10 protein-coding genes and 2 tRNA genes are annotated in these 13,134 nt (G+C 70.6%); 2 read left to right on the top strand and 10 right to left on the bottom strand.

What is annotated here, in order from left to right:
- Nucleotides 1–195: 195 nt before the first annotated feature.
- Nucleotides 196–268, bottom strand: a tRNA-Ala gene (locus ACH4TL_RS15650).
- A 118-nt stretch (nucleotides 269–386) separates the two neighbouring features.
- Here ACH4TL_RS15650 and ACH4TL_RS15645 point away from each other — a divergent pair.
- The gene (locus ACH4TL_RS15645) at nucleotides 387–932 is read left to right on the top strand and encodes a DNA-binding protein (protein ID WP_009716470.1); all 546 of its coding nucleotides are present in this window, start codon (nucleotides 387–389) and stop codon (nucleotides 930–932) included.
- A gap of 48 nt (nucleotides 933–980) precedes the next feature.
- Nucleotides 981–2,576, top strand: coding sequence for a protein kinase (locus tag ACH4TL_RS15640; RefSeq protein WP_398314318.1), 1,596 nt, complete (start codon nucleotides 981–983; stop codon nucleotides 2,574–2,576).
- Between the two features lie 50 nt (nucleotides 2,577–2,626).
- On the opposite strand, the gene ACH4TL_RS15635 is transcribed toward ACH4TL_RS15640, so the two are convergent.
- The 9 genes from ACH4TL_RS15635 to gnd all read right to left on the bottom strand — a co-directional run bounded on the left by ACH4TL_RS15635 (nucleotide 2,627) and on the right by gnd (nucleotide 13,068).
- Nucleotides 2,627–4,030: a hypothetical protein gene (locus ACH4TL_RS15635; RefSeq protein ID WP_398314316.1), complete on the bottom strand. Its 1,404-nt coding sequence runs from the start codon at nucleotides 4,028–4,030 to the stop codon at nucleotides 2,627–2,629.
- A gap of 181 nt (nucleotides 4,031–4,211) precedes the next feature.
- A complete protein-coding gene (locus tag ACH4TL_RS15630) occupies nucleotides 4,212–4,346 on the bottom strand; it encodes a DLW-39 family protein (protein ID WP_003958712.1) in 135 nt (44 codons plus the stop codon).
- Between the two features lie 179 nt (nucleotides 4,347–4,525).
- A tRNA-Ile gene (locus tag ACH4TL_RS15625) sits at nucleotides 4,526–4,599 on the bottom strand.
- Between the two features lie 71 nt (nucleotides 4,600–4,670).
- On the bottom strand, nucleotides 4,671–5,498 hold the full coding sequence (locus ACH4TL_RS15620; RefSeq protein WP_398314314.1) for a DUF3566 domain-containing protein: 828 nt from the start codon (nucleotides 5,496–5,498) through the stop codon (nucleotides 4,671–4,673).
- Between the two features lie 3 nt (nucleotides 5,499–5,501).
- The gene (gyrA, locus tag ACH4TL_RS15615) at nucleotides 5,502–8,114 is read right to left on the bottom strand and encodes a DNA gyrase subunit A (RefSeq protein WP_398314312.1); all 2,613 of its coding nucleotides are present in this window, start codon (nucleotides 8,112–8,114) and stop codon (nucleotides 5,502–5,504) included.
- Between the two features lie 44 nt (nucleotides 8,115–8,158).
- The gene (gene gyrB, locus ACH4TL_RS15610; protein WP_398314310.1) at nucleotides 8,159–10,189 is read right to left on the bottom strand and encodes a DNA topoisomerase (ATP-hydrolyzing) subunit B; all 2,031 of its coding nucleotides are present in this window, start codon (nucleotides 10,187–10,189) and stop codon (nucleotides 8,159–8,161) included.
- Between the two features lie 286 nt (nucleotides 10,190–10,475).
- On the bottom strand, nucleotides 10,476–11,000 hold the full coding sequence (locus ACH4TL_RS15605; RefSeq protein WP_398314308.1) for a DUF721 domain-containing protein: 525 nt from the start codon (nucleotides 10,998–11,000) through the stop codon (nucleotides 10,476–10,478).
- Nucleotides 10,997–12,139, bottom strand: a complete 1,143-nt coding sequence (gene recF / locus ACH4TL_RS15600; protein WP_398314306.1) for a DNA replication/repair protein RecF — start codon at nucleotides 12,137–12,139, stop codon at nucleotides 10,997–10,999. The genes ACH4TL_RS15605 and recF overlap by 4 nt, the downstream gene beginning before the upstream one ends.
- Nucleotides 12,140–12,189: 50 nt before the next feature.
- The gene (gene gnd, locus ACH4TL_RS15595; RefSeq protein WP_398314304.1) at nucleotides 12,190–13,068 is read right to left on the bottom strand and encodes a phosphogluconate dehydrogenase (NAD(+)-dependent, decarboxylating); all 879 of its coding nucleotides are present in this window, start codon (nucleotides 13,066–13,068) and stop codon (nucleotides 12,190–12,192) included.
- Nucleotides 13,069–13,134 lie beyond the last annotated feature (66 nt).

Genomic DNA, 13,134 nt, shown 5'->3' with positions numbered 1-13,134 from the left:
GCGCCGATCAGACGATTCCCGGGCGGCTTGCCCGAGTTGTGGGACAGCGTGGGACATCGGGGAGGTGTTGCGCGGGCCAATGCCAGGAGCGGCAACACCACTTCAGTGGGCAACCGGTCGGCCCGTTGTTGACGGCAACGACGCAAAGGGGTCCCCTGACCTGCGTTTTTGCAGGCCAGGGGACCCCTCATAGAGTGGAGCCTAGGAGAGTCGAACTCCTGACATCCGCCATGCAAAGACGGCGCTCTACCAACTGAGCTAAGGCCCCTTCGCCGATCAGGATACCCGGTACCCGGGGCCTTTCCCGACCGGGTATCGCTCGCGGGTACCGCTCTCCGTAGGATGCCACGCAAGATTCGCGGCAGCGAAGCGAAGGGGAGAGCGAGATGGACGCAACACAGCAGGATGCCACCGCGCGCGCACGAGAGCTGCAGCGCAGTTGGTACGGGGAACCGCTGGGGGCGCTCTTCCGCCGTCTCATCGACGACCTCGGCCTGAACCAGGCGCGCCTGGCCGCCGTCCTCGGGCTCTCCGCGCCCATGCTGTCCCAGCTCATGAGCGGCCAGCGCGCAAAGATCGGCAATCCGGCTGTGGTCCAGCGGGTACAGGCGCTCCAGGAGCTGTCCAGCCAGGCGGCGGACGGCCGGGTGAGCGCCGCCGAGGCCGCCGAGCGCATGGAGGAGATCAAGAAGACCGCCGGGGGATCGGTCCTCAACTCCACCCAGACCGCCGCCAGCACCGGGGCCCCGACCGTGCGCCGCGTGGTCCGCGAAATCCAGTCGCTGCTGCGGTCCGTGGCCGCCGCCGGGGACATCATCGATGCGGCGGATTCCCTCGCCCCCACCCATCCCGAGCTGGCAGAGTTCCTCCGTGTGTACGGCGCCGGGCGGACCGCCGAGGCGGTCGCGCACTACGAGGCGCACCAGAGCTGACGGGCTGATGGACTGCTGACGAGTCGATGACGGGGCGGGCACGGCGCGATGGGTGAGATCTTCTCGGGCCGGTACGAACTGGTGGACCCGATCGGGCGCGGAGGCGTGGGCGCCGTGTGGCGGGTCTGGGACCATCGCCGCCGCCGTTACGTCGCGGCGAAGGTGCTTCAGCAACGCGACGCGCATACGCTGCTGCGCTTCGTACGGGAGCAGGCCCTGCGGATCGACCACCCCCATGTGCTGGCACCGGCGAGCTGGGCGGCGGACGACGACAAGGTGCTGTTCACCATGGACCTGGTGGCCGGTGGCTCGTTCGCCCATCTGATCGGCGACTACGGTCCCCTGCCACCCCGCTACGTGTGCACCCTGCTGGACCAGCTGCTCGCCGGACTGGCCGCGGTCCACCAAGAGGGCGTGGTCCACCGGGACATCAAGCCCGCGAACATCCTGCTGGAGTCCACCGGAACGGGCCGCCCTCATGTGCGGCTGGGTGACTTCGGCATCGCGCTCACCAAGGGCGAGCCCCGCCTCACCGAGGCCAACTACGTCATGGGCACACCCGGTTACTTCGCACCTGAACAGATGATGGGCGAGGAGCCGGACTTCCCCGCCGACCTGTTCGCGGTCGGTCTGGTGACGCTGTATCTGCTCCGCGGGCACAAGCCCGACGGGGAAGCGATCGTGAAGCTGTTCGGCGAGCACGGCGTGCCGCACGCCCCCGAAGGCGTGCCCGAGCCGCTGTGGCAGGTGATCGCCGGGCTGCTGCAGCCTGACCCCGAGGACCGGTTCCGGTCGGCCACCGGGGCGCGCAAGGCGCTCGCGTCGGCGGTCGAGATGCTGCCCGAGGCCGATCTCGACGACGAGATGATCGAGGTCTTCGACCACCTCGGACCGCTGCCGACCGGATTCGGCCCGAACGGCCCGGCCCGGCCGGGCCGCCGCCATGCGAAGGCCGACCCTCCCGACGGGGACAGCGAAACGGTCCCGCGCCCCTCGCCGTCCGCCGCCGGGCCCGGCCGGGCCGACCAACCCGCCGGGCCCGCCGTAGGACCCGCCGAAGCCGGCCCCGATGCCCAGCCGCCTGCCGCCGAGCGGCCCGCCCAGCCCTCGATGTCGGACACCGGCAGCTTCACGCTCCCGCCGCCGCAACCGCGCACGCCGCACCCCCGGAGCGCGCACCCCCACACCCCGCAGCCGCAAACGCCACCCCCGCAGATATCGCCTCCCCCGGCGCCTCCCCGGACGCCCCCTCCGCACACACCGCCGCCCCAGCAGCCGCCGCCCCCGCATCCTCAGCCCCCGCGGCAGCCGCCGACCCCGTCGACCGGGGTCCCGCTCCCGCAGCCGCCCCAGCCGCCCGTACAGCAGCCACAGGGCCCACAGCCCGGACAGCCGGGCCCATCGCCCCAGCCCGCGCATTTTCATACGCCTGCCCCCACTCCCACTCCCACGCCCATGCCCGCCGCGCCCCTGCCGACGCCGCGTGATTACCCCCTCACCCGTGCATACACCGCCCAGCGCCCCCGGGTTCCCGCCCCCGCCGCGCGGCGGCGGGGGCCGTCCCGGAAAACGACGGTCTCGATCCTGATCGTCGCGGTGCTGTGCTTCGCCGTGGGGGCCTGGGCGCTGGTAGCCGCAAGCTGACAGCGGGCCGAATCAGCGGGCCGAGCCAGAGGACTGAAGCAGCGGCCCGGCTACCAGGCGGGCGGCGGCCCGTACCGGTGCTGTCCGGTCGTCGGATCCGCCGTCTCCGTCCCTTCCCGCGGTCCCTCCGCCGCGGTGCGGCGCCTCGCCGTCAGAATCCAGACGCCCAGCCCGACCAGCAGGAGCGAACCCGTCCCGAAGCCCGCGTAGGCCACAGCCCGGAGCGTGTCGCGGTCCCCGGCGCCCGGGCGGCCCATCGGGTCGGACTGGATCGGCGAGGCCGCCTTGCGGGCCTCCCGCTGCTCGGCGTCGGTGAGCCCGAAGCCCGCCTTGACCGCGTTCCCGTCGTAGGCCGGACCGTCGTGCGTCTCGCCCGCGACCCGCAGCCGCAAGGTCACCGGAACCGTGCGGTCCAAGTGGGGTTCCACATTCGGGGGATTGAGCGTGACCGCCAGGTAGTACCCGCCGGTGAAGCTCATCGCGCGCACCGAGTAGTCGGCCTTGGCGTACCGGTTCCCGTACGCCGCGGGGGCGGTGCCGACCTCGGTCTGCGGCCGCTCGCCCTCCTGGGCAGAGGCGGTGCCGCGCTTGGCCAGGCCCCGCGCCGGGTTGTAGGCGCGCATGGCGATGGCCTGGCCGAGCAGCGGGGTGCTCTTGTCCGCTCCGTCGGCGGGGAGTTCGGCGATGGCGGATATCTGCTGTCCCCAGCCGACCGGTACCCGGTAGAAGTGGGTCTCGCCCGGCTCGAAATCGTCCTGCCACACCCCCGTGGACACCAGCGGCGCGTCGGAGAACCCCCGCCCGCCCTGCCGTGGCCTGGCGCTTCCGGTCGGCGGCTGGGGCGGCTGGGCGTGCCAACTGCCCTCCGGAGCCTGCTCGGTGGAGCCGCCCTTCACCGGCGGCTCCACCATCAGCCGCAGCTCCAGCGGCCAGCTGTCGGGGTCGGCGGAGCCCGCCTGGCGCTCCACGGTGACCAGATACCGGCCCGCCGTGCGGCAGGACGCCACCGAGCCCGAGCCGGTCTGGCGGGTGACGTAGTCGGCGAGGGGATAGGCGACCCCCTTCGTCTCGATCCGCCGGGGGACGGTGTCGCAGACGCCGCCCGCGGGGTTCTTCAGCGTCACCGTCACGCCGTCGCGGTACGAGACGACGCCCGCACCCGGCCGGGGTGCGGCGACCGCCGAGACGTAAGCGGCGGATTTCGCGTCGAGGTCGACGCCGTAGAACCGCTTCTCGCCCGGCCCGATCCGGTCCGCGTACGTCCGGCCGGGTCTCAGGGAGGGGGCGCCCGTGCCGCTCCCGGCACCCTGCACCGGGGTGCCGCGGACCTTGTACTCCCGGGCCCCCGCGGCGCTGTCGGCGGCCGCGGCCGGGACCTGCGCCGCCACCGTCGCCACGGCGCACAGCGCCGCCACCGCGGTGAGAGCGGCCCTGTCCCTGCTGCCGTGCTTCATCGCGTCCCCCCCTCGTCGTACCGGCCGTCACACCGGACACGTCCTACCGGACGTCATACCGGACGTCATGCCGGTCGACCAGCACGTCACATTTACTTATGCAAGTGATTCGTTTGCGACAGTAAAGACGAGGGCCCCGACCGCGGCAGCGATCGGGGCCCTCGTAACGGGACTGTGGGGGTCACACACCCGAACCTGCGGGCACGGAGTCGGTCGCCTCCGTCCACAGATCCTGCTCGGCGCGATCCGCCTGGATCTGGCGGTACACGAGGAGCCCGCCGATGGCGGCCAGTGCGACCAGGAGAAGCTTCTTCACCGCGCTACCTCGTCTCTTTCTTGACGTAGGGGACCTCTGGCGCCCGATGATACACACCGACCGATACCGTTCGGTGACCTATGCCTGGCATCAGGCGGGCGGTATCCGGTCATCAACTCCCCCGGCACCCAAATGAATCAGCCGGGACGGAGGATGTCCGTCCCGGCTGATCATGCCGGTGGGGCTAACAGGACTTGAACCTGTGGCCTCTTCCTTATCAGGGAAGCGCTCTAACCGTCTGAGCTATAGCCCCGCGCTGCACCGAAAGATTAGCGCACCACCAGCCCAGTCCCAAAATCGGTAACCGCGGCCGCCCCCGGCGGGCTATTCGTCCTCGGCGAGCGTCAGCTCCACGCCGCCCACGAAGCCCGCCGACAGGTTGTAGATGAACGCGCCCAGCGTGGCCAGCGCGGTCGCCAGGACCACATTGATCACGGCGATCACCGAGGTGAACGTCATGACGCGGGGAAGCGACAGGAACGACTGCAGATCGAAGCCGCCGCCCTGCTGCCCCTCGGTCGCCTCGCTGACGGTCCCGCCCACCGCGCTGAAGACGCCCATGGCGTCCATGACCATCCACAGCACCGATGCCGCGACCACCGTGCAGATCCCGAGCGCGATCGCGAGCAGGAAGCTGACCTTCATGACTGACCACGGGTCGACCTTCGCGACCCGCAGCCGCGCCTTGCGCGTACGCGGCGCGGGGCGTGCGGCGGATGCGGGCGCGCCCCCGCTGCCGGGGCCCGGACGGCGCTGCGCCGCCCCGTGGGGCTGCTGCCCGGGCACGGCGGGCTGTGCGGCGGTGCCGCGCCCGGCTGTGGCCGCCCCGCCGCCGGGCGGCGGGGCGTAGGCCTGCGGCGGGTGGTACGGCCGCTCGGGCTGAGGCTGGGCGGCCCGCTCGCTGGGCAGCGGGCTCGACGCCTGCCGCTCCGGCTGGGGGTCCGACGCGGGTACGGGACGCAGTTTCCGGGTGTCCGTCACCGTGCCCCCATGGGAGTCGCCCCCGTGGGGGTCGGCCCCGCCCTGGGAGTCGGCGGCGGGGCCACGGGCGCCTTTCCCGGCGGACGCACCGCCCGCGGAGGGCGGGGTCTTCGATTCCGGACGCCCTTCGGCTCCCGTGCCGCCACCCGCTCCGCCCGTGGCTCCACTCACGACTTACTCCTCGGTGGTCTCATCGGCCGGGGACGGCGTGCCCCCGGCCGCCTCGGACGCGGCCTCCTCGGCTGCCTCGATCGCGGTCTCGATGACGTCCTCGACCTCTTCAGCCTCACGACCGGCCTCGGCGTTCCGGGCGATGCCGACGACGGCATCGCGCTTGCCCAGGTTGATCAGTTGGACGCCCATGGTGTCACGGCCCGTCTCCCTGACCTCGCTGACCCGTGTACGGATCACACCGCCCCCGAGCGTGATGGCGAGGATCTCGTCGCTCTCCTCGACCACCAGCGCCCCGACCAGCGAACCCCGGTCCTCCACGATCTTGGCGGCCTTGATTCCGAGGCCGCCGCGGCCCTGGACGCGGTACTCGTCGACGTTCGAACGCTTCGCGTACCCACCGTCGGTGGCGGTGAACACGAACGTACCGGGCCGGACGACATTCATCGAGAGCAGCTCGTCGTCCTCGCGGAAGCTCATGCCCTTCACGCCCGAGGTCGCGCGCCCCATCGGACGCAGCGACTCGTCGGTCGCCGTGAACCGGATCGACTGCGCCTTCTTGCTGATCAGCAGCAGATCGTCCGCGGCGGAGACCAGCTCGGCGCCGATCAGTTCGTCCTCGCGGCCGTCGTCCATCTCCCGGAGGTTGATGGCGATCACACCGCCGGAGCGCGGCGAATCGTAATCCTTCAGTGGCGTCTTCTTCACCAGACCCGACTTGGTGGCCAGCACCAGATACGGCACGGCCTCGTAGTCCCGGATCGCCAGGATCCGCGCGATCTGCTCGTCCGGCTGGAACGCCAGCAGATTCGCGACGTGCTGGCCGCGCGCCTCCCGGCCCGCGTCCGGGAGTTCGTACGCCTTGGCCCGGTAGACCCGGCCCTTGTTGGTGAAGAACAGCAGCCAGTGGTGGGTGGTCGAGACGAAGAAGTGGTCGACGATGTCGTCCTGCTTCAGCTTCGTCCCGCGCACGCCCTTGCCGCCGCGCTTCTGCGAGCGGTAGTCCTCGGTCTTGGTGCGCTTCAGATAGCCGCCGCGGGTGATCGTGACGACGATGTCCTCCTCGGCGATCAGGTCCTCGATGGACATGTCGCCGTCGAAGGGGACCAGCTTGGAGCGCCGGTCGTCGCCGAACTTCTCGACGAGCGCGGTCAGCTCCTCGCTGATGATCTGCCGCTGCCGCTCGGGCGAGGCGAGGATCGCGTTGTACTCGTTGATCTTCGCCTGAAGCTCGTCGTGCTCCTGGGTGATCTTCTGACGCTCCAGGGCGGCCAGCCGCCGCAGCTGCATCTCCAGGATCGCGTTCGCCTGGATCTCGTCGATCTCCAGCAGGTCCATCAGGCCGCCGCGCGCGGTGTCGACCGTGTCGCTGCGCCGGATCAGCGCGATGACCTCGTCGATCGCGTCCAGCGCCTTGAGCAGGCCGCGCAGGATGTGCGCCCGCTCCTCGGCCTTGCGCAGCCGGAAGCGCGTCCGGCGGACGATGACCTCGATCTGGTGGGTGACCCAGTTGCGGATGAACGCGTCCAGCGACAGGGTCCGCGGCACGCCGTCGACCAGCGCCAGCATGTTGGCGCCGAAGTTCGTCTGCAGATCGGTGTGCTTGTACAGGTTGTTGAGGACGACCTTGGCGACCGCGTCCCGCTTGAGCACGATGACCAGGCGCTGGCCGGTGCGCGACGAGGTCTCGTCGCGGACGTCCGCGATGCCGCCGATCCTGGCGTCCTTCACCAGGTCGGCGATCTTCTGCGCCAGGTTGTCCGGGTTGACCTGGTACGGCAGTTCGGTGACCACCAGGCACTGCCGGCCCTGGATCTCCTCGACCTCGACGACCGCGCGCATCGTGATCGAGCCACGGCCGGTGCGGTACGCCTCCTCGATGCCCTTGCGGCCCACGACCAGCGCGCCGGTCGGGAAGTCCGGGCCCTTGATCCGGTCGACCAGGGCGTCGAGCAGCTCCTCCTGGCTCGCCTCCGGGTTCGCCAGGAACCACTGGGCGCCCTCGGCGACCTCGCGCAGATTGTGCGGCGGGATGTTGGTGGCCATGCCCACCGCGATCCCCGCCGAGCCGTTGACCAGCAGGTTCGGGAAACGGGCCGGCAGGACCGTCGGCTCCTGGTTACGGCCGTCGTAGTTGTCCTGGAAGTCGACGGTCTCCTCGTCGATGTCCCGGAGCATCTCCATGGCCAGCGGGGCCATCTTGCACTCGGTGTACCGCATGGCCGCCGCGGGGTCGTTGCCCGGGGAGCCGAAGTTGCCGTTGGAGTCGACCAGCGGCATGCGCATGGACCACGACTGGGCCAGCCGCACGAGGGCGTCGTAGATGGACGAGTCACCGTGCGGGTGGTACGTGCCCATCACGTCGCCGACGACGCGGGCGCACTTGTAGAAGCCCTTCTCGGGGCGGTATCCGCCGTCGTACATCGCGTACAGCACGCGCCGGTGCACCGGCTTGAGGCCGTCCCGGACGTCGGGCAGCGCACGGCTCACGATGACGCTCATCGCGTAGTCGAGGTACGAGCGCTGCATCTCGGTCTCGAGGCCGACCGCCTCGATGCGCATCGCGGCGCCCTCGGCGAGTTCGTCGGGCGTGGTGGGGTTGTTCTCGTCGGCCATTGCTGGTCAAGTCCTTCTGTCGTCTGCGGCTGCGGGTGGCCGACTCAGATGTCGAGGAAGCGGACATCCTTGGCATTGCGCTGGATGAACGAGCGCCGTGCCTCGACGTCCTCGCCCATCAGGACCGAGAACAGGTCGTCGGCCTGCGCCGCGTCGTCCAGCGTGACCTGGCCGAGGACCCGGCTGTCGAGGTCCATGGTGGTCACGCGCAGCTCCTCGGCGTTCATCTCGCCCAGACCCTTGAAGCGCTGCACCGAGTCGTCCTTGATGCGCTTGCCCTGCTCGCGGCCGGCCTGGATCAGGGCGTCCCGCTCCCGGTCCGAGTACGCGTACTCGAAGTCGTCCCGGCCCCACTTGATCTTGTAGAGCGGCGGGCGGGAGAGGAAGACGTGCCCGGCCTCGACGAGCGGACGCATGAAGCGGAAGAGGAACGTCAGCAGCAGGGTGTTGATGTGCTGACCGTCGACGTCGGCGTCCGCCATCAAGATGATCTTGTGATAGCGGAGCTTGGCGATGTCGAAGTCCTCGTGCACACCGGTGCCGAAGGCCGAGATCAGCGCCTGGACCTCGTTGTTCTGGAGGATCTTGTCGACCCGGGCCTTCTCGACGTTGAGGATCTTGCCTCGGATCGGAAGGATCGCCTGGTACTGCGGATCACGGCCGGACTTGGCCGAGCCGCCGGCGGAGTCACCCTCGACGATGAAGATCTCGCACTTCGACGGGTCGTTGGACTGGCAGTCGCTCAGCTTGCCCGGCAGCGACGCGGTCTCCAGCAGCCCCTTGCGGCGGGTCAGGTCGCGCGCCTTACGGGCCGCCACCCGGGCCGTCGCCGCCTGGATCCCCTTGCGGATGATGTCCGCCGCCTCGTTGGGGTTCCGGTCCAGCCAGTCGGCCAGGTGCTCGTTGACGATCTTCTGGACGAAGGTCTTCGCCTCGGTGTTGCCCAGCTTCGTCTTCGTCTGGCCCTCGAACTGCGGCTCGCCCAGCTTGACCGAGATGATCGCGGTCAGGCCCTCGCGGATGTCCTCACCGGTGAGGTTGTCGTCCTTCTCGCGGAGCAGCTTCCTGTCGCGCGCGTACTTGTTGATCAGGTACGTCAGCGCGGCCCGGAAGCCCTCCTCGTGCGTACCGCCCTCATGGGTGTGGATGGTGTTCGCGAAGCTGTAGACACCCTCGGAGTACTGGGTGTTCCACTGCATCGCGATCTCGAGGGAGAGCAGCCGCTCCTTGTCCTCGGCCTCGAAGCCGATCACCGTGGGGTGGACCAGCTCGCCCTTGCGGGAGTTGAGGTACGTGACGAAGTCGACGATGCCGCCCTCGTAGTGGTACCGCACGGAGAGCGGCTTGCCCTCCTCGTCCACATGGGCCTCGCGCTCGTCCGTCAGCGCGATCGACAGGCCCTTGTTGAGGAACGCCATCTCCTGGAAGCGCCGGGACAGCGTCTCGAACGAGTACTCGGTGGTCTCGAAGATGTCCCCGTCGGCCCAGAAGGTGACCGTCGTGCCGGTCTCCTCCGTGGCCTCGTTCCGGGCCAGCGGCGCGGTCGGCACGCCGGTCTTGTAGTCCTGGGTCCAGCGGTACCCGTCCGTCTTGACCTCGACCGAGACCTTCGACGACAGGGCGTTGACGACGGAGACGCCGACGCCGTGCAGACCACCGGAGACGGCGTAGCCGCCGCCGCCGAACTTGCCGCCCGCGTGCAGGACGGTCAGCACGACCTCCACGGCCGGCTTCCCCTCCGAGGGGACGATGCCCACCGGGATACCGCGGCCGTTGTCGATGACGCGGACGCCGCCGTCGGGGAGGATCGTGACGTCGATGCTGTCCGCGTGCCCGGCCATGGCCTCGTCGACGGAGTTGTCGACGACTTCCTGGACCAGGTGGTGCAGGCCGCGCTCACCGGTGGAACCGATGTACATACCGGGTCGCTTGCGGACCGCGTCCAGCCCCTCCAGGACAGTGATCGCACTGGCGTCGTACGACGGCGGAGCCAGGGCCTCGCCGTCGGGGATGGACGTGATGTTTTCGATGGGGTTGCCGGAATCGGCCACGAAGCGCCCTTTCTGGCACAGCACATGCCGTCTCCGGGCAGGCAGGAGCGGCTGCGTCGTTCAACATGTGTCCGCAAGCGCTCGGTGCGCCAGCGGCGACGGTGTACGCGCCCAGTCTACCGGTAGCGCCGACAAGAATGGGGGCTTGCTGGCGCCTGAGTCCGCATGTGCCGCCCTGAACCGGTCGCCAGCGACTCCCCATATGCGGGGACGGGCTCCAAGAGGCTCACACCGCCACTCAGCGCTTCGAGCTGTCAACCACCGGCTACCGTGACCGGGGTCTCAGCCGTCACCCTGTGCTCAGGCGCCGTCAGCCGTAGGTGTCGCCCGGCCCTGTACTGCCGGGGGAGCGCAGCGGACCGTAGCGCCGGGGCGGCCCGCCCGGGCCCAGCACCTTGATCAACCGGACCGTGCCCTGCCCGAGATCGACGTTGAGCCGGGCCACCAGTTGCGGTGCGAGCAGCCGCAGCTGCGTCGCCCACGCTGTGGAGTCGCAGCGCACGGTCAGCACCCGGGCGTCCTCGTCGTACCGCTGCGGCTCACAGTGCTGGGCGACCTCCGGGCCGACGATCTGGGGCCAGCGGCCCATCACCCCGCCGACCGCCGCCGGTGCCTCCCAGCCCCGCTCGGTGATCAGCCGGTTGATCGCCGCCCCGAGCGGAAGCGGATCGCGACCATCGGCGCGCGCGCCGGAGCGCAAGCCCCCTCGGCGCGCCTGCTTCTTCTGCTGGGCGGCCGCGCCGCGGGCGCGCGCCTGCTCCTTGGCGGCGCGCAGCGCGACGCGCGCCAGGTCGACGCCCGAGGGCTCCGGGTTCTTCGGGGGCTGGTCGGTCATACCCGCCGCACCTCCCCCTCGGCCACCGCGTACCGCACGCCCGCCAGCACCCGCGGGACGTCCTCCTCCACGGCCGCCGTGACCAGCACCTGCTCACCGGGGGCGACCAGCTCGGCCAGCCGCTCCCGGCGCCGGGAGTCCAGCTCCGCGAAGACGTCGTCCAGCACCAGCACCGGTTCGGCGCCCTCCGCGCGCAGCAGGTCGTACGAGGCAAGCCGCAGCGCCAGGGCGTACGACCAGGACTCGCCATGGCTCGCGTACCCCTTGGCCGGAAGCCGCCCGAGCTTGAGGACCAGGTCGTCCCGGTGCGGCCCCACCAGCGTGACGCCGCGCTCGATCTCCTGCTTGCGCGCCTCGGCCAGGGCGGCTATCAGCCGCTCGTACAGCTCCTCGCGGCTGCCGGCCGCGGTCAGGTCCTCACCGGCCGAACCGCGGTACTCCGGCAGGACCGGGCCGCCCCCCGGGGCCAGCTGCTCGTACGCCTTGTCGGCCAGCGGCTGGAGCACGGAGATCAGGTCGAAGCGCTGGGCGAGCAGCTCGGCACCGGTCCGGGCCAGGTGCTGGTCCCAGACATCGAGGGTGGCCAGTGCCGCGTCACCGCCGCCGCTGCGGGAGCCGTGCCGCCGGGCCATCGCGGCGGTCTTCAGCAGACTGTTGCGCTGCTTGAGCACCCGGTCGTAGTCCGAGCGGATCCCGGCCATGCGCGGCGCACGGGCGGTGATCAGATCGTCCAGGAAGCGGCGGCGCTCACCGGGATCGCCCTTGACCAGGGCCAGGTCCTCGGGCGCGAACAGCACCGTGCGCAGGATGCCGAGCACATCCCGCGGTCTGACCTGCGAGGACCGGTTGATGCGGGCGCGGTTGGCCTTACCGGGGTTCAGCTCCAGCTCGACCAGCTGCTGCCGGTCGCCCTGGACCACCGCGGCCCGGACGACCGCCCGCTCGGCGCCCATGCGCACCAGCGGGGCGTCCGAGGAGACGCGGTGGCTGCCGAGCGTGGCGAGATAGCCGACGGCCTCGACCAGATTGGTCTTGCCCTGCCCGTTGGGCCCGACGAACGCGGTGACGCCCGGCTCCAGGGCGACCTCGGCCCGCGCGTACGAGCGGAAGTCGGCGAGCGAAAGATGCGTGACGTGCATGGTGGGCTGCGCCGACCTCCCCCGGCAGTACGACCCCCTGAAGGGGCTGCTTACTTGGTGTTCTCGACCGCGTGGCCGCCGAACTGGTTGCGCAGCGCGGCGATCATCTTCATCTGCGGGGAGTCGTCCTGGCGCGAGGCGAAGCGGGCGAACAGGGACGCTGTGATCGCGGGCAGCGGCACCGCGTTGTCGATCGCGGCCTCCACGGTCCAGCGGCCCTCGCCCGAGTCCTCGGCGTATCCGCGCAAGCGGGTCAGGTGCTCGTCGTCGTCCAGGGCGCGGACGGCCAGGTCCAGCAGCCAGGAGCGGATGACGGTGCCCTCCTGCCAGGAGCGGAACACCTCGCGGACGTCGGTGACCGAGTGCACGGCCTCCAGCAGCTCCCAGCCCTCGGCGTACGCCTGCATCATCGCGTACTCGATGCCGTTGTGGACCATCTTGGCGAAGTGGCCCGCGCCGACCTTTCCGGCGTGGACGGCCCCGGCGTCGCCCTCGGGCTTGAGCGCGTCGAAGACCGGCTGGACCTGCGCGACGTGCTCGGCCGCGCCGCCGTACATCAGCGCATAGCCGTTCTCCAGGCCCCAGACGCCGCCGGAGACACCGCAGTCGACGAAGCCGATGCCCTTGGCGGCCAGCTCCTCGGCGTGCTTCTCGTCGTCCGTCCAGCGGGAGTTGCCACCGTCCACGACGACGTCGCCGGGCGACAGCAGCTCGGCCAGCTCGTCGATGGTGGTCTGGGTCGCGGCACCGGCCGGAACCATGATCCACACCACCCGCGGACCCTTGAGACCGCTCACCAGCTCGCCGAGGCTGTGCACATCGGCGACGTCCGGGTTGCGGTCGTATCCGATGACGGTGTGGCCTGCGCGGCGAATGCGCTCGCGCATGTTGCCGCCCATCTTGCCGAGGCCGACGAGACCGAGCTCCATCAGTGATCCTTATGCCGTAGTCAGTGCGGTTCGTACCCGGGACCGAGCCTACGCCGACGGGTAGCC

The sequence above is a fragment of the Streptomyces sp. NPDC021115 genome (genome assembly GCF_044333065.1).
Lineage (GTDB): Bacteria > Actinomycetota > Actinomycetes > Streptomycetales > Streptomycetaceae > Streptomyces.
Note: the sequence above shows the minus strand (reverse complement) of the source record. Positions and strands in the feature narration are given on the sequence as shown.

Coding starts and splice junctions, on each gene's coding strand:
- ACH4TL_RS15645 (WP_009716470.1), top strand. CDS start 387: ATGGACGCAACACAGCAGGATGCCACCGCGCGCGCACGAGAGCTGCAG.
- ACH4TL_RS15640 (WP_398314318.1), top strand. CDS start 981: ATGGGTGAGATCTTCTCGGGCCGGTACGAACTGGTGGACCCGATCGGG.
- ACH4TL_RS15635 (WP_398314316.1), bottom strand. CDS start 4,030: ATGAAGCACGGCAGCAGGGACAGGGCCGCTCTCACCGCGGTGGCGGCG.
- gyrA (WP_398314312.1), bottom strand. CDS start 8,114: ATGGCCGACGAGAACAACCCCACCACGCCCGACGAACTCGCCGAGGGC.
- ACH4TL_RS15605 (WP_398314308.1), bottom strand. CDS start 11,000: ATGACCGACCAGCCCCCGAAGAACCCGGAGCCCTCGGGCGTCGACCTG.
- recF (WP_398314306.1), bottom strand. CDS start 12,139: ATGCACGTCACGCATCTTTCGCTCGCCGACTTCCGCTCGTACGCGCGG.
- gnd (WP_398314304.1), bottom strand. CDS start 13,068: ATGGAGCTCGGTCTCGTCGGCCTCGGCAAGATGGGCGGCAACATGCGC.